Annotated in this window: 18 protein-coding genes; 3 read left to right on the forward strand and 15 right to left on the reverse strand. The window is 39.8% G+C overall.

Annotation, left to right across the window (positions count from 1 at the left end):
- Window positions 1–127: 127 nt before the first annotated feature.
- From GD002_RS01720 to GD002_RS01745, 6 genes are all read right to left on the reverse strand, one after another.
- The gene (locus GD002_RS01720; RefSeq protein WP_153730610.1) at window positions 128–2,116 is read right to left on the reverse strand and encodes a methyl-accepting chemotaxis protein; all 1,989 of its coding nucleotides are present in this window, start codon (window positions 2,114–2,116) and stop codon (window positions 128–130) included.
- A gap of 584 nt (window positions 2,117–2,700) precedes the next feature.
- Entirely contained in the window at window positions 2,701–4,431 is a 1,731-nt protein-coding gene (gene cydC / locus GD002_RS01725) for a thiol reductant ABC exporter subunit CydC (protein WP_153730611.1), read from the reverse strand.
- Complete coding sequence (gene cydD / locus GD002_RS01730) at window positions 4,428–6,149, reverse strand: thiol reductant ABC exporter subunit CydD (RefSeq protein WP_153730612.1); 1,722 nt, start codon at window positions 6,147–6,149, stop codon at window positions 4,428–4,430. Before cydD ends, cydC begins: the two co-directional genes overlap by 4 nt.
- The gene (cydB, locus tag GD002_RS01735) at window positions 6,149–7,165 is read right to left on the reverse strand and encodes a cytochrome d ubiquinol oxidase subunit II (RefSeq protein WP_153730613.1); all 1,017 of its coding nucleotides are present in this window, start codon (window positions 7,163–7,165) and stop codon (window positions 6,149–6,151) included. The genes cydD and cydB overlap by 1 nt, the downstream gene beginning before the upstream one ends.
- Window positions 7,152–8,555 carry a cytochrome ubiquinol oxidase subunit I gene (locus tag GD002_RS01740; protein ID WP_153730614.1) on the reverse strand — a complete coding sequence of 468 codons (1,404 nt, stop codon included), beginning with the start codon at window positions 8,553–8,555 and terminating at the stop codon, window positions 7,152–7,154. Before GD002_RS01740 ends, cydB begins: the two co-directional genes overlap by 14 nt.
- Before the next feature lie 362 nt (window positions 8,556–8,917).
- A complete protein-coding gene (locus GD002_RS01745) occupies window positions 8,918–9,394 on the reverse strand; it encodes a hypothetical protein (RefSeq protein ID WP_153730615.1) in 477 nt (158 codons plus the stop codon).
- A gap of 251 nt (window positions 9,395–9,645) precedes the next feature.
- Here GD002_RS01745 and GD002_RS01750 point away from each other — a divergent pair, with 251 nt between their 5' ends.
- Window positions 9,646–11,151: a catalase gene (locus GD002_RS01750; protein ID WP_194841433.1), complete on the forward strand. Its 1,506-nt coding sequence runs from the start codon at window positions 9,646–9,648 to the stop codon at window positions 11,149–11,151.
- A gap of 66 nt (window positions 11,152–11,217) precedes the next feature.
- On the opposite strand, the gene GD002_RS01755 is transcribed toward GD002_RS01750, so the two are convergent.
- A complete protein-coding gene (locus GD002_RS01755) occupies window positions 11,218–12,030 on the reverse strand; it encodes a DUF368 domain-containing protein (protein WP_228548253.1) in 813 nt (270 codons plus the stop codon).
- 194 nt (window positions 12,031–12,224) lie between these two features.
- Window positions 12,225–13,595 (reverse strand): polysaccharide deacetylase family protein, encoded by a 1,371-nt coding sequence (locus GD002_RS17865; protein ID WP_228548254.1) that lies wholly within the window; start codon window positions 13,593–13,595, stop codon window positions 12,225–12,227.
- 369 nt (window positions 13,596–13,964) lie between these two features.
- Here GD002_RS17865 and trhO point away from each other — a divergent pair, with 369 nt between their 5' ends.
- The gene (gene trhO / locus GD002_RS01765) at window positions 13,965–14,939 is read left to right on the forward strand and encodes an oxygen-dependent tRNA uridine(34) hydroxylase TrhO (protein ID WP_153730617.1); all 975 of its coding nucleotides are present in this window, start codon (window positions 13,965–13,967) and stop codon (window positions 14,937–14,939) included.
- A 268-nt stretch (window positions 14,940–15,207) separates the two neighbouring features.
- Here trhO and GD002_RS01770 read toward each other — a convergent pair whose 3' ends face one another.
- Window positions 15,208–16,191, reverse strand: a complete 984-nt coding sequence (locus GD002_RS01770) for an NAD(P)/FAD-dependent oxidoreductase (protein WP_153730618.1) — start codon at window positions 16,189–16,191, stop codon at window positions 15,208–15,210.
- A 108-nt stretch (window positions 16,192–16,299) separates the two neighbouring features.
- The gene (locus tag GD002_RS01775; protein WP_153730619.1) at window positions 16,300–16,587 is read right to left on the reverse strand and encodes a DUF6509 family protein; all 288 of its coding nucleotides are present in this window, start codon (window positions 16,585–16,587) and stop codon (window positions 16,300–16,302) included.
- A 171-nt stretch (window positions 16,588–16,758) separates the two neighbouring features.
- On the opposite strand from GD002_RS01775, the gene GD002_RS01780 reads away from it, so the two are divergent.
- On the forward strand, window positions 16,759–18,450 hold the full coding sequence (locus tag GD002_RS01780; RefSeq protein ID WP_153730620.1) for a M3 family oligoendopeptidase: 1,692 nt from the start codon (window positions 16,759–16,761) through the stop codon (window positions 18,448–18,450).
- 54 nt (window positions 18,451–18,504) lie between these two features.
- Here the strand turns inward: GD002_RS01780 and GD002_RS01785 are convergent, their stop codons facing one another.
- The 5 genes from GD002_RS01785 to GD002_RS01805 form a co-directional block, all read right to left on the reverse strand.
- Window positions 18,505–19,986 (reverse strand): GGDEF domain-containing protein, encoded by a 1,482-nt coding sequence (locus tag GD002_RS01785; protein ID WP_194841434.1) that lies wholly within the window; start codon window positions 19,984–19,986, stop codon window positions 18,505–18,507.
- Between the two features lie 165 nt (window positions 19,987–20,151).
- Window positions 20,152–21,867: a formate--tetrahydrofolate ligase gene (locus GD002_RS01790; RefSeq protein ID WP_153730622.1), complete on the reverse strand. Its 1,716-nt coding sequence runs from the start codon at window positions 21,865–21,867 to the stop codon at window positions 20,152–20,154.
- Complete coding sequence (locus GD002_RS01795; protein ID WP_153730623.1) at window positions 21,867–22,847, reverse strand: zinc-binding dehydrogenase; 981 nt, start codon at window positions 22,845–22,847, stop codon at window positions 21,867–21,869. The genes GD002_RS01790 and GD002_RS01795 overlap by 1 nt, the downstream gene beginning before the upstream one ends.
- A gap of 127 nt (window positions 22,848–22,974) precedes the next feature.
- Window positions 22,975–23,460 (reverse strand): helix-turn-helix domain-containing protein, encoded by a 486-nt coding sequence (locus GD002_RS01800; RefSeq protein ID WP_194841435.1) that lies wholly within the window; start codon window positions 23,458–23,460, stop codon window positions 22,975–22,977.
- 155 nt (window positions 23,461–23,615) lie between these two features.
- A complete protein-coding gene (locus tag GD002_RS01805) occupies window positions 23,616–24,101 on the reverse strand; it encodes a dUTP diphosphatase (protein ID WP_153730625.1) in 486 nt (161 codons plus the stop codon).
- Window positions 24,102–24,150 lie beyond the last annotated feature (49 nt).

Below are 24,150 nucleotides of genomic sequence, written 5' to 3' on the forward strand. Positions count from 1 at the left end.
TCACAGTAATCTATTAATCTACTTTTGTCACGTAGATTTTGTAACATTTTCCAAGTAATCGGAACTAATTATTGTTTTTCAACATGAAAAAGAATCGGCAAACTGTTTTAGCAGTCTGCCGATCCTATTAAATAGTGAATCTATCGATGGAAGTACGTAAATCTTTTGCCAATGAAAGCAGCCGGTCCGTATATTGATCCATTTCTTCTACCGTTTCTAACTGTCGATTGGTTGCGTTTTTCACTTCTCCGATATATTCTGACGCATCCCTAGCTGTAGCCGCCATTTCTTCCATAGAAGCACTTACCTCTTCTGAACTGGCAGACATTTCTTCGGATACCGCGCTCATTTCTTCGATATCGTTACTGATTTCTTCAATAGAACGTACAATTTCTTCAAATTGTGCTCCTAATTGATTGATAACGGCGAGTCCTTTAATGACATTTTCATCACCCTGTTTAGCAGCTTTAACAGCTTCATTCGTATGTGATTGAACACTGTCAATCAATCGGTTGATCTGTGCGGCTGATTCTGCGGTTTGCTCAGAAAGTTTTCGAACCTCACTAGCAACAACCGCAAACCCCTTCCCCGCATCTCCTGCACGCGCTGCTTCAATAGATGCATTCAAAGCAAGTAAATTGGTTTGTTCTGAAATATCTGTAATCATTTTAGAGATTTGACCGATTTCTAATGCTTCATCTGCCAATTTTTGAATGACTGTTGTCGATTGTATCGTACTCGCTTGAATATTATTCATTTGCTTGACCGACGTTTGAACCGCTACATGCCCTTCACTGACTCTTTCTGTTATATAATCCGAGTTGCCAGCGATGTTACCAGCAATTTCTGCGACGTTTTGAATACCTGTCGACATTTCTTCCATAGCCTTCGCACTATCTTCAGACATATTCATCTGCATCTGAGAGCCATAGTCCACTTGTTCAATAGCTGATGAAATTTCATTAGACATTTTCGTCACTTCCTCAGACTGGCGATCGAGAATTTGTGAAGAGTCCGCTAGATTTTCCGCCCCGCTGCGCACATTCTCAATCATATCTTTCATATTATCTGTCATCCGCACCAGTGTATGGGATAGTGAGCCAATTTCATCGTTTCGTCGTAAGTAACGTTCAGGAATTTCATAAGAAAAACTTCCTTCTGCAATTTGCTCACCAATGCTTTTTACCACTTGAATTGGTTTACTAATCGATCTGGCCATGAAATAGGCGACCAATACTCCCAACAGAATAATCACGACAACCACAATGAAAAAGTCTTTTTTCAATTGAGTCATACCGCTTAACATATCTTCCATTGGAGAGGCTACAACCACTTTCCATCCATTTTCCATTGTATCAAATCCAACGTAGCGATCTTTTCCTTTATAGTAGTAATTGATCAAGCCACTCTTAAGAGTAAGTATTTCTTTTAATTCGCTACCTTTGTCGGACTTTTGTTTTGATTCTTGAACTAAACTTAAGAAATCGATTTCTTCCTTTACTAATGTTCTATCCGGGTGACCGATGAATTTACCATTTTCATCCAGAATATATGCATAACCATTTTTTCCAAATGTAATTTCATCTACAAGAGAACTTAAATAATATCCATCAATACGAGCTAATAAAAGTGCTGGCTCACTAGTTTCTGTTTCAATAGGCGTGGCCATCATGAAAACCGGTTCTCCAGTAACTCGGCTGATGATCGAACTTGATAAAGTTGTTTGCCCATTAAATGCATCTATTATATACTGACGGTCACTTAAATCTGCTGTGGTTCCATCAAGATAATGGGAAGTCCCATCAGCTGTTATGATTGCAAAGGTTAGATAATCCGAATGACTTTCCAATTGCTCAGTCAAATAGTCTTTTTGCGTTTTTAAATTCATACTTCTCACTTCTAGGCTTTTTGCGAGCGCTTCCAATTCTACATATTTTTGTTTAAAACGTTCATCAATATAGTTTGAGGTGTCTTTAGACTTTTCCGTCAAGGTAATTTCCGATTGATACAGTAAAGCTTTGGAGCTGTTCAGAGCAGTGAAAAAGCCAAGCAACACACTTCCTCCCACTACTAGTAACACAATTGACAATATTAACTTTGAACCGATCGTTCTCATATAGCACCCCTAACTTCTAATTATTATCTATTTTTTTATGAATAAATACCCAATAACGAATAGAACAATATTACTAATATTCATTATAGTAAGAAGAAATGAGTACTGTCAATATAGTTCACAAATTTATACAATTTGTCTCGCACAAAAATAGAACTCTTTTAATAAAGAGTTCTCAGCTCAAGACAAACCTCATAAACTTAAAAGGTTGCTCATATTCTAATAGTTAGGAGTTCTATATTTAAATGAACAACCTACCCAATAAAACTAAGTAATTACACTAGTCGATCGTAGTGGAAGGCAACCTAAATTCATGCGGCTGTCTTTAAACGAAAATCAACGGTATCCTACCTACTTAGTTTCTTTTGTCTACAAACTGAAGCTAGGAGAAAACTCAGTAAATGAATAAAAGCATGAAGCCAAAGTTTAAAAAACCTTGGTTTCATGCGGCTTAATTGAATCTTTTTGTTAATCAAACTAGAATTCCTACTTATGTTCCAGCCTTTTGATATTTTTGCAAGCTAAGAGTAATTACATTTAAAAATCCATGTAATCTTGAATTATTTAAAACATAGCTATCCTTCCTATTTCATGGCTACATCTAGCTCATATAACTTTCGATAACGCTCGTTTTCGGCCAGTAATTGATCATGTGTCCCTTGCATGATAATACGACCTCGATCTAAGAAAATGATGTGATCCATTTTCTCCATACCCATCAAGTGATGCGTGATCCACAAGACCGTTTTATCTTGCAGTGATCGATGAATGGTTTGAACTAACGCATGTTCTGTTACAGGATCTAGTCCAACAGTCGGTTCATCCAGTATCACGACAGGCGTTTGTTTCAATAAAATTCTTGCCAACGCTATTCGCTGTCGTTCTCCGCCAGAAAAACGCTGTCCCGTTTCTTCCATTTGCGTTTTCAAACCTGCAGGAAGCGCTTGTAAGTAATCGTACAAACCAACCTGCTCAGCTACTCGATTGACATCTTCCACTGTAGCAGACGAATCGCCCAACTTCATATTGTTTTCTACAGTCGTGGCAAACAGATAGGGTTTTTGATTCAAAACACTCATACAATCAAAAATGGAATCTCCATATCGACTAACCGACTGTTTATTGACATGTACCGAGCCCACCGTAGGTTGAAGTGTACCAAGTAGCAATTGAATGAGCGTAGATTTTCCCGCCCCACTCTTACCTAACACCGCTACTTTATCACCTGGTCGAATAGAAAGATTAATGCAGTGCAATGCGTCATCTGTTTGACCTTCATATCGATAACTGACATTCTTTAATTCAATTTCGACCTTTTCAACTTCTTGCTTCAATTCAAGAGATTGTTCAATCGCAGGACTTTGTTGATGAATGCGATCGATCCGCTGCAAGGATGCCTCATATGCCGGCATTCGTTCAACAGCATGCGAAACGGGTATCAGTCCTTCCAAAATAGGCAACGTTACTAAGGTGAAGGCAGCAATATACGTAGGAAGCAATATTCCTGCCGCTGCTTGCTGACCCGCCCACACGCCGACTACCAAGACTAGTATGCCTGAGAAAATTTGGAGTTGCATCGTTCGGGACTGTTGCCAAAATGCCAATTTCTTATCTATTGCATGACTTGCCTGGCTGTCTTTTTGGAAAGTCTTTAAAAAATGATCTTTACGGCCGCTGATAATCCAATCACGCAATCCAAAGACTCCTTCGGTCATCGTGTTGTATAAGTCACTATGCAATTTTTTGGACAGTTGTTGATTTTTCTTCATTAAATAAAGTGACACCATTGGATACACGAACACTACAACCGCTAAACAAAGGGCCATGATGATAGCGAATTTCCAATCATACATCGCGAGAACGATCACTGAAAAGCTATAGAGGAATAAGCCGATAACTGTTGGAAACAGGGTGCGGATATAGACATCTTGTAAATGTTCGATATCATCTGCTAGCGTTCCCAATAAATCACCTGTTTGAAACCGAGAACGAATAAACAAAGCTTGTGGTTCTAGAGCATGATAGAGCTGAACTCGCATATCGGCAATAATTTTTAATACTGCATTATGTCCTAGCAAACGTTCAACATAGCGAAGAGCAGCCCGCGAGATACCGAATGTACGAACCGCGACAATTGGTATATAGACGAGTAAAATGGTTTCTGGTCTTTCTGACGTCCTAGAAATCAAATATCCTGAAGTAAAGGTTAGCATGGCAGCAGATAAGATCGTCAGTACGCCTAGAATGATCGTGGACAGCAACGTTTTCTTATAGTCTCTTGCATATGGAAATATGTGACGTTGATACAGGTTCATAGCGCATGCCCCTTTTCGCGTGCTTCTAATAGCCGACAGTACGCACCATTATGATGAATCAATTCCTCATGGGAGCCAGATTCTACTACTTTTCCATGTTCCAATACAATGATCGTATTCATCTCACGCATCCAATGAATTCGATGCGTGGCGAACACAACGAGTTTATCTTCAAACAGTGGAATTAACATTTGTTTCAACTCATGCTCAGTCTCAATATCCAAATGAGCGGTTGGTTCATCAAACAATAGGATTTGGCGTTTTTGTAGCAGAGAACGTGCTACCGCAATCCGTTGTTCTTCTCCTCCACTTAACACACGACCAGCCACCCCAATTTGTTCTTCGTAGCCATTTGGGAACGTGGCAATCAAGTCGGCCAAACCGACTCGTTTTGCTGCTTCTTGCACTTCAACTAACGTTGCATCTGGTTCATAAAAACGAATATTATTACAAACTGAATCTGGAAATATTGTTGGGTGCTGTGGAATATAAGCGATTTGATCTTGCCAGCCTGCTGCACCGAAATGAGGCATTTCTTGTCCGTCCAGTACACAAGTACCGCTAGTAGGCAATGTAAAACCTGATAGCACATCGATTAGTGTTGATTTACCTGCACCAGAATGTCCGATAATACCCACTTTTCCATACCCTCTTAATGCTAAATTCAGCCCTTCAAAAATGGTCTGTTCCTCCATCTTTACCGTAACATCTCGTAACTCAAGAGTAGACTCTGCACTCCATCGCTGTATGGGTGTTTCTAAATTTAGCTCTGGCGGTTCTGCCTCTTCCAAGATCTTATGAATTTGCAAACTCGCATCCTTGCCATCCGCTGTCGCATGGAAATCGTTCCCAAGTTCTCGTACGGGAGAAAAATACTCCGGCGCTAAAATCAAAATCGCTAAAGATGGTTCAAGCAGCATTTGCCCGTTAATTAAACGCAATCCAAGCTCTACAGCGACGACAGCAACAGACAAACTAGCGAAGAAATCTAAAGAAAATGAGGATAAAAACGCATAGCGTAGCGAACGATTAGTCGCAATTCGATATTTATCACTAACAGAAGCGATCGACTGTTCATGTGAACGACTGCGCCCCAAGTATTTAAGCGTAACGATTCCACGTAAAGAATCGACAAAATGACGTGATAATAATCGATACGTATCCATCTGTGCATCAATTTGCTTCTTCGAGACCATACCGATCAAAATGAGAAATGTGATGAGGATCGGCAAGACAATGAGCAATGTGATGGCGGACATTTTATCAAGGGTAAATACATAAATCAAAATAACAAACGGCACGATCGCTATTGACAAAGTACGCGGCAACAGAAGTTCCAAGTATTTCCGAAACTTAGGCACACCTTCCAAGCCAAGTGTCACCAGATGACCAGATCCATACTTCCCGACTGCTTGAGGACCCATATCGAATATTTTCCGAAGTAATTTTTGTTCAAATTCTTTCGCAGTTCGATCAGCGAATGTATAAGATATTCGTTCTTTTCCCCATTGAAGGATTTGACGTGCACTATAGGCTACTACAAAAATCACAAATGACTGAAGCGCAACACTTCCATCGGCACCTTGGAACAATTGTGTGATGGCTCTCGCTAAATAGATCGCTTGAAAAACAATGGCGATTGACTGAACTGCGGTCAGCAATCCAATCAACGCCATTACTTGTTTACTTCCTTTGTATTGAAGCAAGTATTTATCCATTAGTATTCTAGATGCTCCTTATCACCTGTCAATCGTTTACGGAACACATAATAACTCCAAATCGTATACACTAAAACGATTGGCACCATAGTAAACGCTACGATCGTCATGATTTTCAAAGAGTATTCTCCTGAAGCCGCTTCTGCGATCGACATATTAAATGCGGGATCTAACGTACTGATCATCACATTTGGGAAAAGTGCGATGAAAAAGCTAGCCATGACAATGATTAAGATCAAACCTGTCATCGTAAAACTTAAGCCTTCTCTCTTCTTTTTGAGGAAGAAGAACAGCAAGCCATATAACAAAATAGCAACCCCATACAAGGGAACTAAAATGGCGCCCCGTTCGGTAAATGCATGGGTATCTATATATGTGAAGACCATGAATAGCACAACAAACAATCCGGTCATCGCATATATTTTAAGAGCTGCCGTATTGGCTCGTTCTCGCAGACTTCCCACTGTTTTCAAACTGATGAAAAGTAAGCCATGTAAATACGATAACAAAACGAACGTGATACCACCAATGACTGTATAAATATTGACGAAATCAGTGAATGTGGCATACATATTCATTTCTCCATCAACAGGTAATCCTTTGATCAAACTTGTGAAAAATACACCAAACAAGAAAGGCGGCACTATGCTTCCAAAGAAAATAGCCCAATCCCATGTCTTAACCCATGTTTCCGAGTCGCTTTTGCCACGAAATTCAAAGGCAACCCCTCTGACGATCAAGGCCAGTAGCAAAATTACAAACGGTAGATAGAATCCGCTGAAAACTGTTGCATACCAATGCGGAAATGCTGCGAACATGGCACCCCCTGCTGTAATTAGCCATACTTCATTCGCATCCCAGACAGGACCGATTGTATTGATGATAACACGCTTCTCCATATCGTCTTTTGCCAAGAATTTTGTACTCATGCCAACACCGAAGTCGAAGCCTTCCAGAAAGATAAAGCCAATAAACAGAACAGCTATCAGGATGAACCAAATATCACTTAACGGCATGTCCTACACCTCCTGTTTCAAACGGATCTGTTGCGGACACGTCCGCTTTCGGTCTCTCTTCCGGTCCTCTCTGGATAACCTTTACGAACAAAACGACCATAATAATGCCGAGTATCGTGTAGATCGTTGAGAAAGAAATAAGCGAAAACAGAATCTGACCAGCTGAAACATTCGGCGAAATCCCGTCTGCTGTCTTCATTAAGCCATTGACTACCCATGGTTGCCGACCTATTTCGGACATAATCCAACCAAATGAATTCCCAATGAACGGAAGGAAGATGGCCGCGACAAGCAAGCGAAGAAACCATACGTTCTGCACAATCCGTTTACGGAACATTAGCAATAGACCAAGTGCTCCTAATCCAAGAAGCGCACCACCAGTCACCACCATAATACGGAAACTCCAAAATGTAGTTTTTACGGGCGGAATATAGCTACCTTCACCATATTTCTCTATCATTTTTTCTTCGAGTGTATTCATACCTTCTACTTTTCCGCTAAATTTACTATACGTTAAGTAGCTCAGCATGTACGGTATATCAATACGACCTGTTGTATCGCGATTTTCTACATCAATCTTAGCAATTAGCGTCCATGCAGCCGGATCCCCACTATCTTCCCAAAGCCCTTCTGCAGCAGCCATTTTCATTGGCTGTGCATGCATTAAATATTGCGCTTGAGAATGGCCAGAAAATGCGAGTCCAAGACCGGATATCATGCCGACAACCAGTGAGATTGTAAGTGACTTTTTGAAGAAATCGACTTGACGTTTTTTTATCAAATACCACGCACTCACACCGACTACAAAGAAGGCACCTGTTGCAAAACTCCCAAAAATAGTATGTGGAAATGCAACCCAAAGTTTTTCATTGGTTAATAAAGCAACAATGTCATTCATTTCCGCCCGACCGTTTTGTAATACATAGCCTACAGGATTTTGCATAAACGAATTGGCGGCTAATATCCAAAATGCGGACATGACCGTTCCAATAGATACGAGCCAAATACATGCTAAGTGCAGTTTTTGAGGCAATTTATTCCAACCAAAAATCCAAATCCCGATAAACGTCGATTCAAGGAAAAAAGCCAGTAAAGCTTCAACAGCTAACGGGGCTCCGAATATATCCCCTACAAATCTTGAATATGCAGACCAGTTCATTCCAAACTGGAATTCTTGTATAATTCCCGTGACAACTCCGATGGCGAAGTTGATAAGGAAGAATACACTCCAAAACTTGGTCATTTTTAAGTAGATCTCGTCTTTTTTCACCACATACATCGTCTGCATGATCGCAATGATCAGCGCCAAGCCAATAGACAATGGCACAAAGATGAAATGGAATAACGTTGTAGATGCAAATTGTATTCTCGCTAAAAGTACTTCTTCCATTTTCCATGAGCTCCTTTCGAACCGTGTTTCTACTTCATAGAATACCGTAGTTCGAAAAAGAGTTCGTGAACAATCTGCGGAGTTCTTGTTACAAACTAGCAAACTTATGTCAGAAATGTACGTAAGTTGTGGCGGCTTTGTCACAGGGGAGAAAAGAGGTCGTTTATTGTAGGTAATCTTCCGGAGATATGCACAACGGGAGGATGCGTTACGCATTGAAGGTAGTGAAATGACAAAATCACTCTCTCCAGTTCATACTATCTAGCGAAGGCACAACTGCAGGGTCGACGGTAGCCATGAGGCCATCGCCCCACAAGCACTACCAGGACCCTTCACCTTACACTAGAAATGGAAAGCTTCATCTAAAGTTCATCTATCGCTTCCATCACTTGTTCATAATCTGGATGTCCTTTGTGTAAATATATAATGAAGTTATTTATTCGCTTAACGGCCAAACGATCGCGTTGTGTTTCGTTTGATACATCTAAGTAGCCAGTTTTCTCAACTTGTTGCAAGCGTTCGTCAGAGGAGGCTAGCTTATATAGATGAAGAGGCATTAATGTTTCCCCGTTCAATTCAAGGGTCATTCCTGTTTCAGCCCCAAATAATTCGATATCAGCTTCATGAGGCTCACTCACCACATAGCCTTTACCTGTAAGTTTTTCATATACCGTTTCAAAAAAAGTCTCATCAGTTAGTGTCGGTATGACGATTACTTCCTCTTGCGGTTTCGTCACTTTCGGTTCCTCTTTTAAAGCTTCATCTTCATCATTACATGCACCAAGCAACAAACTAGTCATTACAGTAAGGCACACGAACAATTTACTTGTAGATTTCATCAGTCAACTTCCCTTCTACCAAACTATTTCTCTTGTCATTATACATCATCGTACCATTTTTCGTCTCATGATACTTTTTTGTAGACAAACAATTAAAAGCAATTTAATATAAAACACATATCAACTAATAACTTATATTTAATGATATTAATTACTTAATAATAATAATTATAAATAAGTCTTTTCATTTAGAAGAACCTCTGATATAATTGAAATATAAACAACATCTACACTATCGAGGAGGAATTTTTATGTCAATTAATGAGAACGATTCTCAAAAAAGAAAACTTACTACTGCTGCCGGGGCTCCTGTAGTTGATAATCAGAACTCTATGTCAGCAGGTCCAAGAGGTCCACTTTTACTTCAAGACGTGTGGTTATTAGAGAAATTAGCACATTTTGACCGCGAAGTTATTCCTGAGCGCCGAATGCACGCAAAAGGATCTGGCGCATATGGGACATTTACTGTTACGCATGATATTACAAAATATACGAAGGCCAAGCTATTTTCAGAGATCGGTAAAAAAACGGACATGTTCGCTCGCTTTTCTACAGTCGCTGGTGAAAGAGGCGCAGCAGACGCTGAACGTGATATCAGAGGGTTCGCATTGAAATTCTATACTGAAGAAGGAAACTGGGACTTAGTCGGCAATAATACGCCCGTGTTCTTCTTCCGTGATCCATTGCAATTTCCAGACTTGAATCACGCCGTCAAGCGAGACCCAAGGACAAACTTAAGAAGTCCAAAGAATAACTGGGATTTCTGGACTTCTCTTCCTGAAGCACTTCATCAGATCACTATATTGATGAGTGACCGTGGAATTCCTAGATCATACCGTGAAATGCACGGATTTGGCAGCCATACATTTAGTATGATAAACGCAGAAAATGAACGTCACTGGGTCAAGTTCCACTTCCGTTCCCAACAAGGAATAGAGAATTTAACTGATGAAGAATCCGCAGCTACAATTGCGACGGACCGGGAGAGTTCTCAGCGTGATTTGCTGTCCAATATTGACAATGGCAACTTCCCGAAATGGACGATGTTTATTCAAGTGATGACAGAAGAACAAGCGATGGAAATGCCATACAATCCATTTGATCTAACAAAAGTTTGGTATAAAAAAGACTTCCCTTTAATTGAGGTTGGAGAATTCGAACTGAATCGCAACCCACAAAACTATTTCGCGGAAGTGGAACAAGCAGCATTCACACCTGCTGCCATCGTTCCTGGTATCGGTTTTTCACCAGACAAAATGTTACAAGGTCGTTTATTCTCATACGGTGATGCACAGCGCTATCGCTTAGGCGTTAACCATCACCAAATTCCAGTCAACGCACCAAAATGTCCGTTCCATAGTTTCCATCGTGATGGGGCAATGCGCGTAGACGGTAATCATGGTGCGACTATGCATTACGAACCGAATAGCTATGGCGAGTGGCAAGAACAGCCTGATTTTAAAGAACCGCCACTCAAAATTCATGGGGACGCCGATCATTGGAATTTCCGTGAAGATGACGATGATTACTTCACACAACCAGGTAAATTGTTCAATCTATTAAGCAGTGAAGAACAACAACGATTATTTGAAAACACAGCCCGTAATATGGGAGATGCCCCTGTTGCAATCAAAATCAAACATATTCGCCACTGTTATTTAGCTGACCCACAATACGGTGAAGGTGTAGCAAAAGCACTTGACATACCAATGGCTGATGTTGATCTTGAAAATACGACTATGATCGTCTCAGAATAAGAAAAATACTACACAAAAAAACGCTCGGAGAAAATCTCCAAGCGTTTTTTGTTGTTTCTATTTTATTTATTTCTCTCCTACGCCATTCAGAATATTGGCGATGATTAAACCAGTAATAATGGCAACCACACTCATGACAAATGGCGTTCCACTCTCAGGAATTCCAGGGAATATCACAAATATCGAACCGATAATGAGACCAATAATTACCGCAAACATGCCGGTATGAAAATGCGTCAATAAAATGCGGATCAACTTACTGCTCACCACAAATCCAACGGCAATTCCAATGCCGGTTACAAAAATAATTGGTAAATTGAAGTCTGAAAGAGCTGTAATAACCGTTGTGTAAACACCAAGCAACAATAATACAAATGAACCACTTACCCCAGGTAACAGCATCGCCATACTACCTGCCCATCCAGAGAAGAATAACATGATAGCCGTCTTCCCTGTCAGATGTGTGATAACTACCGGATCTGCCGGCTTAATGAAAGCAGTCGAAGCGAGTGCTGTCGCAACGATCAACATCAATATAAAATGATGAAACTTAAAATTCTTTCTCAATCCTGCTTGCTTGGACACAAATGGAATGACACCAATAATTAAACCTAAAAAGAAATATTGTGTAGGTTCATGATAGTGTTTCAGTAAATAAGAGATCACTTTACTGAATAAAATGATGGTCGCTCCCATACCAATGCCAAGTGGCAACAAAAACCCAATATGTTTTTTCCACTCTTTACTGAAAAATCCGCTAATCGAGATGAGTAGTCTATCATATATACCTAATATAAAAGCAATTGTTCCGCCACTCACACCAGGGATCAGATCACTGATTCCCATTAAAAATCCACGATATAAATTTCTCCACTCCATGTTCACTGTTCCTCCAATGAATTTCATTCCATACAGTATATCACGCTGGCTACTGTTAATTACATAACGTCACTGATTCATTAATTACAGTTTTCATTGAGATACTTACTGTATGTCCTTCTCCTGTTGAATAGGACTATTGCAAAACAAAAGTTGTTTCATTGTTTGAGAAAAAACAATGAAACAACTTTAAATTAGTAATTTTCTAGTTCAGAAACCGTTACAAATGAGTAGCCTTGCGATTGTAAATATGCAAGTACGGCATCTAATCCATCTGCCGTCGATTTATGAATATCATGCATCAAAATGATACTACCATTTCGTGTATGAGCTTTCACTTTAGCTAAAAGCTTCTGCGGATTATGATGTTTCCAGTCTAACGTGTCTACATCCCACATGACCACTGGCAAATTTGTAATAGCTCGCACGCGGTCATTGACTGCACCATACGGCGGTCTGAAAACAGTGGCGGGCTGTCCAGTTACCTGTTTAACGATGTCCGTCGTACCCTGCACTTCATCATACAGCTTTTTGTCCGGCAACTTCGTCAACGAAGGGTGATTCCAAGAATGGTTTCCTAGTTCGTGACCAGCTTCCGCCACTTGCTGCGCTATTTCTGGGTAATATTCCACGCGGCTTCCAAGCATGAAAAACGTAGCTTTTGCGTCATATTTCTTTAAGGTTTTCAGGATTCTAACAGTTGACTTTGGATCAGGTCCATCATCGAACGTAAGGGCTACTTTTTTACCTGCAGGTTTTTGTGTAACTTTCACTTGAAATTCTTTCGCCAAAAACGGATTTAACTTTTCTAATGGTACTTCTACGACAGCAGGGCCTGCTTGTTTCTTCGTAAATACACCCGCATCATAATAAAAGATAATCGATTTATCGGTTAAAGCGAAGTTGCGATAATTTCTCCATAATGGTTCAGTAGGCTTCCAAACATTCTCCGCTAAAAGTATGTCTTTGAATTCAGGGTTCTGATAAATGTGATCACGTACTACTTTAGCCGTGCGTTTTAACTTTTCTACATCTCTACCAACTAGTTCAGCCATCGTAATACCTTTTCCTGTTTCTGGCTGGATATGAAACGTACGTATTTCCGATTGGCTATCATTTGCACTCATTGATAATGTCGTGAACATGACAAATGAATAAATTCCCGACTTATGTTGCAGTGTTTCAAATGAAATATTTAATTCCTTTGATGTTGTACTATTTTTACTGGAATTTGTTTTTAAATAGCGTGCTTTCCATTGACTTATGTACTCTACTATTCGATTATTGAAATCAGTATACTCACTTTGAGGATACTGTATGGCAAATGGTGTATTTAGATCATTTGATGTTTCAGTGACAATTTTAATCCCGGGAAACGTGGAGTCAGTTGAGTTAATCGAGACTTCCGGTTTGGGTGCTTTTGCCGATTTATTCGGAGATGCACTTGTTGAACTGTCAGACGTATTAAAAATTAGTAATAGTGCAATAGCTGTCATTGCCATGATAGCACTTGAAAACGCAATATCGATCCATAACGAGCGACGTTTTCTTTTTTTGAATTTCATAGAAAGACTCCTTTGTTCTGTATTTCTAATTTCCCAAAATTGATTACAGATCATTTTTCTTTTTTTAGACGTTCATTTTGCTGAATCAGTCACTTATAGTAGATTTATAGCGAAAACTATAAAGATATGTCTAGTTATTAGTATACAATAAAAACATAACTAAACAAGAAATTACTAGAATTTCTTAATACTTTTTCCTAGAGAATCATTACAGGTTATTACGTTAACACTTTTCCTGAAATCAGATATATGATATAATATTTGAGGCCCGAATCTTGCAAATTCTGGTTTAAGGGAGTTATTCCCTTTGATACACACCGATCTCGGCTGTTATCTATTGCAAAGAGAAAACAGAAGGCGGTAATTACAATGGAAACGAAAGAATATCGAGTTTTATTATTTTACAAATATGTCCACATCGAAGATCCTGAAGAATTCGCTGCTGCACATTTAGCATTTTGTAAAGAAACGGGATTAAAAGGACGTATCCTGGTAGGTGAGGAAGGCATCAACGGAACGTGTTCAGGTACAATCGCACAAACCGATGCATACATGGAGCATATGAAAGCCGACCCTCGATTTGCTGATATTTGGTTCAAAATTGATGAAACAGACGGTCATGCTTTTAAGAAAATGCACGTCCGCCATCGTCCGGAAATTGTCAATCTCAGCTTACCTGAAGATGTTAACCCGTTAGAATTAACAGGTGAATATTTGGAACCTGAACAGTTTTTACAGCAAATGCAAGAAGATAATACGGTCGTGCTAGATGCTCGTAACGATTATGAGTATGATTTGGGACATTTCCGCGGCGCACTTCGCCCTGATATCGAAAACTTCCGAGATCTGCCCCAGTGGGTAATGGAAAACAAAGAACAGCTTGAAGGTAAAAAGATTCTTGCTTATTGTACAGGTGGGATCCGATGCGAGAAGTTCACTGGCTGGTTGAAACGTGAAGGATTTGAGGATGTAGCGCATTTACATGGCGGCATCGTTTCTTACGGTAAGGACCCTGTCGCAAAAGGTCAGTTATGGGATGGTCAGTGCTATGTATTTGATGAGCGTATTGCAGTTCCGATTAATCAAGTGGAGCATGTAGTAGTTGGTCGCGATCATTTTGACGGCACGCCTTGCGAGCGCTATGTGAATTGTGCAAACCCTGAATGTAATGCCAAAATTTTATGTTCTGAAGAAAACGAGCATTTTTATATGCGTAGCTGTTCGGATGAATGCCGGACACATCCACGTAATCGATATTTTGTAGAACACGATCTTAGCGTTGACGAGTTTAATGAGCGCTTAGCAAAAATTGATGCGTTCCGTGCTAGTGAGACTGTTTCTTGACTAATAAAACGATCATTATGCAGCTAGCTTCCTGTATGGGAGTTGGCTGTTTTTTTGATTATACTAGCATATTCATTTTTCTTAGAAAGGTGTACTGTATAAGAATTCCATAATCTTTTAAAACTAAGAATTTTTTAGTAGTGAAATATTATCATAATAACGAATATACGAATCCCTTACCACTTCACCTTAAATATGTAATTGTAAAAAATAAAATACCTCTCCCCGACTAACTCGGGAAGAGGTTATTTCTACTTATGTTGCATTCTCAACCAAACACGCTCGTACTATGCAACGGCTGAACTTTTGCTTTAGGATCAATGAAAGCTTTGGCATGGCTTATTGCAATTGGAGCTTCCCCCATACCGACAGCGATCAGTTTTACTTTTCCGTCGTAAGTCGTAATGTCACCTGCTGCATAGATACCTTCAATATTGGTTTCCATTCGGGAGTTGACTTTGATAGAGTTACGTTCCATATCTAAGCCCCACTCTTTCAAAGGTCCGAGAGAAGAAATGTTACCGTAATTGACCACGATGTGATCCACTTCAAATACTTTCGTGCTTCCGTCTTTCTCCGTTAATGTCAGCTTTTCAATCGTATCTCCATCCCCATGAATTTCACTTACTGTATGAGATGTCAAAACATTGACTGTTGAGTTGCGCAACTGGTTGACGCTCGTTTCATGCGCAGTGAAACGCTCTCTACGATGCACGAGTGTCACTTGGTTCGCTATATTTTCTAACATTAATGCCCAATCTAATGCCGAGTCTCCTCCTCCGCAAACGAGGATATTCTGATCCTTAAACATAGAAAGATCCTTAATACCATAATGCAACGTCTTGCCTTCAAAAAGGGGCTCTTCTTTCAAACCGATTTTACGCGGTTGGAATGCTCCAATCCCAGCGGTCAACAAAATGGTACGTGTCAAATGTTGCCCTTTATCCGTAGTCAAGACGAAATGATCATCCTTCTTTTCTACAGACAAAGCCGCTTCGCCTAAACAAATTTCAGGATTTGCATAATGTGCTTGCGTGACTAGATTCGCTACTAAATCCTTCGCCAAAATTTTAGGAAAGCCACCTACATCATAAATGTACTTATCAGGATATAGCTCGATTAATTGGCCACCAAGTTGCGGCAAGCTATCGATGATTTTGACGGACATTTCTCGCATACCTGCATAGAAAGATGAAAATAATCCAGTCGGTCCGCCGCCGATAATCGTTATATCCACTATTTCTTGATTCATGTAAAACACTCCTATAATTCGTACTGTATTGCAAAGTTAATGGGCTACACCCTATATATACCTATAATATTATCTACTATTTCTCAATAAAATACATCTATTTAGTATTCACATTTCAGGAAAGTGTGATAGGCAAAATTGTTCGGCTGCCGCTTGCTCCTCTTCGTCCCATTCTACATCAAACGGGCTATCCGTAGCCATTTCATAAAATTGATACGTAAGCATTTTTTTCTGACCATCTTTCACAGAGTAAAGTATACGCAGTCCTGTTCCATTCTCATTATATAATTCATCTTCTTCGTCCAACTTGATCGTCAAAAGGAACTCATATCTCTGTCCTTCTATAATACCTGTCGGATCCACCAATTCTTCTACCTTGCCATCTACAATATTCATTCAATTTCTCCTTCTTCCCGCTCAGTAAAGTTTTCACTCCTTCTATCCTACATCATTTGATAGGTGCGGGGCAATTTATGGACGTGATTTCTGATAAAAAGTTTGCTATTCATGAATAGTTGCTGGAAAATGAAGCGATAGATAACATTTTTATGAACGAGGAGGAGTTACATGCTTACTTTTGATGATTATCAGTATACTCGCCCGAATATGGATGAACTAACAAGTAAATTTCATTCACTTCTCGAAACCTTTCAACAAGCCACTTCATTTGAAGATCAATCGGGAATCATTGAACAAATCAATACGCTTACTAGGAACTATAATACACAAGAGAATCTTATGTATATCCGTTCTTCCATCGATACGAATGACAATTTTTATCAGCAAGAGCGCGATTATTTTGATGAAATCGGACCTCAATTCCAAGCATTACAGAGCGATTATTATAAGGCCTTGATTGCGACCCCATTCCGTCACGAACTGGAAATCAAATGGGGAAGCCAGCTTTTCGCACTTGCTGATAATGCAATCCGTTCTTTTTCAGATGAAGTGTTACCTTTATTACAACAGGAGAACAAACTCATATCCGAGTATGCTAAGCTTGTCGCATCAGCTCAGATCGAATTTCAAGGGGAAATATACACAATCGCACAACTAGGCCCCTTCAGAGAATCGCTAGACCGCTCTGTAAGAAAAGAGGCTATGCATGCATCTTCCAACTTCTTCGCTGCAAACGAAAAACAATTCGATGATATTTTTAACCAGCTTGTTGGTGTGCGTCACAAAATAGCGATCACGTTAGGCTTTAAGAACTTCACAGAACTAGGTTATGTACGGATGAATCGTGTGGGCTATGATGAGCGAATGGTGGCAGATTTCAGACGACAGATTCGAGAATCCATCGTTCCATTGGCGACAGAAATTTTGAAAGCACAAGCACATCGAATCGGTGTACTTGAGATGAAATTTTATGATCAGTCCTTGCACTTTCCTAATGGCAACCCACAGCCTAAAGGATCGCCAGAATGGATTATTGAAAACGGCCAAAAAATGTATGAAGAATTATCGCGTGAAACTGGTCGCTTCTTTGATTTTATGAAGCGAAAGAACTTGTTGGACCTCGTGGCGAAAAAAGGTAAAGAGGCTGGTGGGTATTGTACCTTCATTGATGACTATGATTCCCCATTCATCTTTTCCAACTTTAATGGGACATCTGGAGATATTGATGTCTTGACTCATGAAGCAGGCCATGCCTTCCAAGTGTATTCTAGCCGTAACATCGGCATTCCTGAGTATATTTGGCCGACTAGTGAAGCGGTAGAAATTCATTCCATGAGTATGGAATTTTTCACTTGGTCCTGGATGGATCGTTTCTTTTTGAAAGATGCCGATCAGTATCGTTTCGCGCATTTACTTGAGGGCATACTCTTTTTACCTTATGGTGTGGCGGTAGATGAATTTCAGCATCGAATTTATGATAATCCAGATCTGACACCTACCGAACGAAAAGTCGTATGGAAAGAACTAGAAAATATTTACTTACCAACGCGAGATTATGATGGACATCCCTATTTAGAACAAGGGAGCTTTTGGCAAAGACAAGGACATATTTATGAGGTGCCATTCTATTATATCGACTACGCCTTAGCACAAATTTGTGCATTCCAATTTTGGCAACGATCTCTAGAAGACTTTGACGAGGCATGGACAGACTATGTCCATCTCTGCAAATTAGGTGGTTCGATATCATTTTTAGAGCTAGTGGAAGAGGCTCATTTGCAATCTCCATTTGAAGACGGAGTCGTTGAATCCGTGGTCAACACCATTAAACTATGGATCATGAAAAACGAACCCCATTAAAACCAAATTAAAACGGTCATCTCTACATCAAGCTATGTAGAAATGACCGCGTTTTTATAATTCAACCACATTATACAGTGAATACTGATCCTTCCCTTTTTTCTTGGATTGGTATAATGCAATATCCGCTTTATTATAAAGTGTGTGGATTGTGTCTTTGGATTCAGCCATGGCGATGCCAATACTGAGAGATAGGTGGATATTTTCTTTTTGCAAATAGGAAAAAGATTCGCGCATAGAAGTCAGCATGCAATCAGCCCGTTCGGTCACTTGCTCTTGTGTCAACTGCGAAAATAACACAACAAATTCATCGCCGCCAATTCTAGCAGCTAAATGACCCTCCCCACTTTCTCTTTCGATAATTTTTGCGGCTTTGACTAGGAGTTTATCTCCTTCCCCATGGCCTAGCGAATCATTAACCGACTTAAAGTTATCCAAATCAATAATCATAAACTGCAGTGGATCTTTCTTTTGTCGTAGCCATTCTACGGCGGTATCTTCAAATGCGGCTCGGTTCTTCAAACCTGTCAACACATCATGAAAAGCTAAATGCACTGGCTTTGATATCATCCTCGCCAGCACGAAAGAAAGAACAATCGTTACAATTGAAATAGCCATTATCTGAAATATAAATTGATTGCGATAAGACGTAAGCACACTGGCGAAAGGAATATCGTAATACGCGATTTCCACTACACGGTTTGTGGAAAGACCAGGAACTTCATCCGCCTTATAAGGTATGTATCGATAAGTCAGCGTCTGTCCTTCTTCTTGGACAGTCATCTCTTTTATTTGAAAATCTTTAAAAGCCTTTTTAAATATAGCCGCACGAGAAGGGTGAATTTTCTCTTCCTTACCAGAATTTCTTTCCCCTAATAGTAATCCTAAAGAAGTATATACATTGATAGATTTAATTTGATCATTTTCTTGTTCCATTTGATGTGTAGTGTCGATGAAATTAAATTCTTGGAATACTTTTTCATCTTCCAAGTAATAGGCTAACTCTATCAAATATTTCCCATCTGGAGTTGGCATATAGCTAAATTTTTTGAATTCACCTGTATTTTGTTGAATATCTAGCGCATCATTAGAAAAAACGCCCAGCTTTCGACGTTCTCTTAATAAAGCTCCAAAATTTTTACAGCATTCATCAAAATTTAAACCGATATCATCTTTATAACTACTCTCAATGACATTATTAGCAGAATCAATAATATAAATATCCATTCCACTATCTTTTTTCAATGCATCAAAATCCCATGTAGAAAAATCCGGATTTTGCTCATACTGCTTTAGCAAGCGGATTGAGTACTCTTCCATAGTAGCCGCACGCTCAAAATCGAGAACATTATAAACTTTATCGATAGTTGAAAGACTTGCAATAATTTTATCCTCCGCCATTTGAATTTGAGTTTCTAAGTTAGCCTGGACATTGTTTTTGAGTTTCCGATAATCTGCTACTACGATGATGAGCGAAAGGAGCAGTGTAAATGAAATGAGGATGCCAGTTAACTTATACCGAAAATTCTTATCCATTTCATTCGCCTCTTCCCCTAATTCATTAGTCATATGATTATACTAATAGTATAACATATTAATAGTCCATTGGAACCTAAAATATTTATTTGTTTAACTTTTGTCATAATTTCTATAACTAAAAAAAGCAAAGAGTCTTTTCGACTCTTTGCTTTTTTGCAGTATTTACATTAAACCTTTTGCATTTCCATTTTCATCGATATCCATGTTCAATGCAGCTGGCTGCTTAGGCAAACCGGGCATTGTCATGATATCACCAGTTAAACATACGAGAAAACCAGCACCAAGTTTTGGTAGAATTTTACGTACGGTAATCATGAAGTCAGTGGGGCGACCCAGTTTTTTGGGATCATCAGAAAATGAATACTGAGTCTTTGCCATACACACAGGCAGTAAGTCCCATCCGTTTTTTTGAATTTCAGCCAAGTCCTTTTGTGCTTGATCAGTGAAAATGACGCCTAATCCACCATATACTTTCTGAACAATTGCTGTCACTTTCTCCTCTACTGATTGTTCCACATCGTAAATCGGTGCATAGTCATTTGGCTCGTCCATGACTTTGAGAACTTCTTTCGCTAACGCTTCACCACCCGCGCCACCATGTTGCCAAACATCTGTCAGCGCGATTTTCACATGATTCGCTTCACACCATTGCTTCACTTTATGAAGTTCCCTTTCTGTATCAGCTACGAAATGATTCAAAGCGACAACTGGCTGAACACCAAATGCCCTAATCGTCTCCACGTGTTTCTCCAAGTTTACTAGGCCTCGCTCGACCGCATCACTATTTTCTGCTTTCAGTTCTTGTTTGGATACACCACCATGCATTTTCAGCGCACGAATTGTCGTAACTAAAACCACCGCGTCCGGTTGAAAATTTCCTTTACGTGCTTTAATATCCATGAACTTCTCTGCTCCCAGATCTGACCCAAAGCCTGCTTCCGTTACGACAAAGTCTGCTAGATTACGGGCAGTATTTGTAGCAATCAATGAATTACAGCCGTGTGCAATATTCGCAAATGGTCCACCATGAATCAACGCAGGTGTACCTTCAATTGTTTGGACAAGGTTTGGCTTAAATGCATCTTTCAACAGTAACGTCAATGCACCTTCCACTCCTAAATCTCGTACGGTGATTGCTTCTTTTTCATACGTATAGCCAATGACGATCTCTGCTAATCGCTCCTTTAGATCTTGCAAATTTGTTGCCAAACAGAACACCGCCATGATTTCCGATGCGACCGTAATATCGAAACCGTCTTCTCTAGGCACACCTTGTGATGGCCCGCCTAATCCAATGGTGACATGACGAAGCGCACGATCATTCATATCCATCACACGTTTCCATGTGATTCTTCTAGGATCAATGTTTAACAGATTTCCTTGATGTAGGTGATTATCGATCATCGCACTCAATGCATTATTCACAGTGGTGATGGCATGTAGGTCTCCTGTGAAATGAAGATTGATATCTTCCATTGGTAGCACTTGGGAGAATCCACCACCTGTAGCTCCTCCTTTGACACCCATTACAGGTCCTAGGGAAGGTTCTCGAAGGGTCACCATCGTTTTCTTTCCTAACCGCGAAAGTGCGTCTCCTAACCCAACTGTTACAGTGGACTTCCCTTCTCCAGCAGGCGTGGGACTAGTCGCTGTAACAAGTATCACCTTTGCTTGATTGGTCTGCTTAGGTATGAGGTCTACATTGAGTTTTGCTTTAAACTTACCGTATAACTCTAAGGCGTCTAAAGGTATTCCTGCTTTTTCTGCTATTTTTTCGATTGGCTGCATCGTCGCCTTTGAAGCGATCTCTAAATCCGTCAATGTTTTTACCTGTTCTGTCACTGCCCCCACTACCTTTCTATTCACCTGTAGTTTCATTACGTTATTTGTAATACAATTTTACCGAATTGAACACTTTCATCTAGCTTAGCAAATGCCTCACTTGTGTGTTCCAATGGAAGAACCGAATCGATAATCGGATGGATCTGATGTGTCTCAATAAATGAAAGCATGTCACGTAATTCTTCGCGGCTACCCATCGTCGTCCCGAGCAACGTATATTGACCATAAAAGAATTCACGTAGATTAAGATCTACGATATCTTCTGTCGTGGCACCGAATACGACAATCCGACCACCTTGTTTCAAAACATTGAGTGAACGATTGAACGTAGACCTTCCTACACTTTCTATAACTAAATCAACACATTCATTTTTCAGTTCAATTTGCCAATCACTATTCGTGTCAATTGCTAGATCAGCCCCTATTTCAGTTGCCTGTCGTCTCTTTTCCTCACTTCTAGACGTCACAATTACACGCGCACCCATCTGTTTCGCGAACTGAATTAAAAATGTCGCAACTCCACTTCCTGCACCTGGGATGAACACAGTCTGACCTTCTTGAATTTGACCTTTCGTCACTAGTGCTCGGTAGCCAGTCAAACCTGCGAGCGCAACAGTGGCAGATTCTTGCCAAGATAGATAAGCTGGTTTCTTTTCCAATTGTTCCGCGGAAATGCAAATCTTTTCAGCAAAAGTTCCATGATCTGGCATGCCGAGAATGTCAAATTTTGCTGACGGCGCATTGCTTTTTTCATACCAGCGTAGAGACGGATTAATGAGTACTTCATCTCCTACTTGCCAGGCCGTTACACCTTCACCTACTGATTCCACTATCCCTGCGCCGTCTGAACCGAGTATGAGAGGTTCTTTCGCATCTCCGCGTCGCAATGGGATTTTCGTATCACGCCGATTCAATCCAGCTGTTTTCAATGCGACAATAACTTCTCCCTTACCCACTTCAGGTTTTGCGATGTCTGTAAATTTTAATTCACTATTTTCATGAACGAATGCCTTCAATCTACTCATCCTCCCCATGTCTATATACGCTTCTATCATAACGTATAATCTAGCATTTTCATATACTTCACTCAATTCAATCGTTCGTTATAAACCAAAAAACACAATGAACAGTATCGTCATTGTGTTACAGGTTACGTCTTTTATATTTAGCTAATTCCAATAGTTCAAGTACGTCTTTCTTTGGAAGTCTGATTACTAATTCCATTAGTTCCTTTTCGGCTAAGCGTCGCCCTTTTCCGCTACGATATCGCTCTTTGTTGACAGTATCGATCTCAGCATAAAGTTCATCGCTTTCAGGCCATTTTTCAGAGGATTCGACATTCATCGTTTCACGAAGACGATCGTATAATGATTCCACTGTATTTCCTGTCGTTTTTATATATGGAGTAAAGGTTACCTCACCCATTATTAATTCATCTGTAGATACCGAAAAGCGTTCTGATATTTTTGCAATCCATGCAGCGGACGGAGCATTTTTCCCCCGCTCCCAATCTTTAATACGACTAGCAGATGTTCCAATGGCAGCACCGAAAGCCATCATGGAGAGTCCTCGGCGTTCTCTAAGAGCTTTTAATCGCAAACCAAAATCTTCCTTACTCCATTCGTTCAACAAAATCCCCCCATTCGACCTTCATCCTCTTATATTATTTTTTATCAAGGTCTATTTGTCAATTGGTTTTTATTTAATAGTATGTACCTAGTCGATTACACAAACAGTATCACCAAACTTGCGATATATCAATTACAGTGTTGTCATTGATTCAATCAATAGCCATTTCGTTGTCGTTCATAGTTCTCTTCATTTTTATTAATATAGGCTTGGATGATCTGTTCTTCTGTAAATCCTAAGTTTTTTGCGAGTGCGCCATACTGTATCCAAATATCCTTATAGTTTTCGTACGTCAGATCAGCTAAAAATGCATGGATGGACTGACTAGTTTTTAAAAACAGCTGGGTTAGATCTTTTCCACTATCAAGGTTAGATGGCCACTCTGCCAACTCATCAAAACCTTGTTCAATTCCTAAAGAGAGTAGGAAATGAATAGAATCCACATACTCTTCTAAAATGACTTCACGAGCTGAAGGACCTTTCGTGCTCCAAAATTTAAAACATCTCGTTTCATTTGCTAATTCAGATAGCTCAACTAGCAACGCCAAACCTCTTTCACTGAATGTTTCGGCTTGTTGATGGTTTTCTTGAATATAAGCATCTAATGCTCGCTGCATTTCAAATAACTGATGTAACTTCATTTCGTTATCCCTCCGAAAATTTGCTTTAAAATGAAACCTTATTGCCTGC

Source organism: Sporosarcina obsidiansis, from assembly GCF_009651005.1.
GTDB classification, from domain to species: Bacteria; Bacillota; Bacilli; order Bacillales_A; family Planococcaceae; genus Sporosarcina; species Sporosarcina obsidiansis.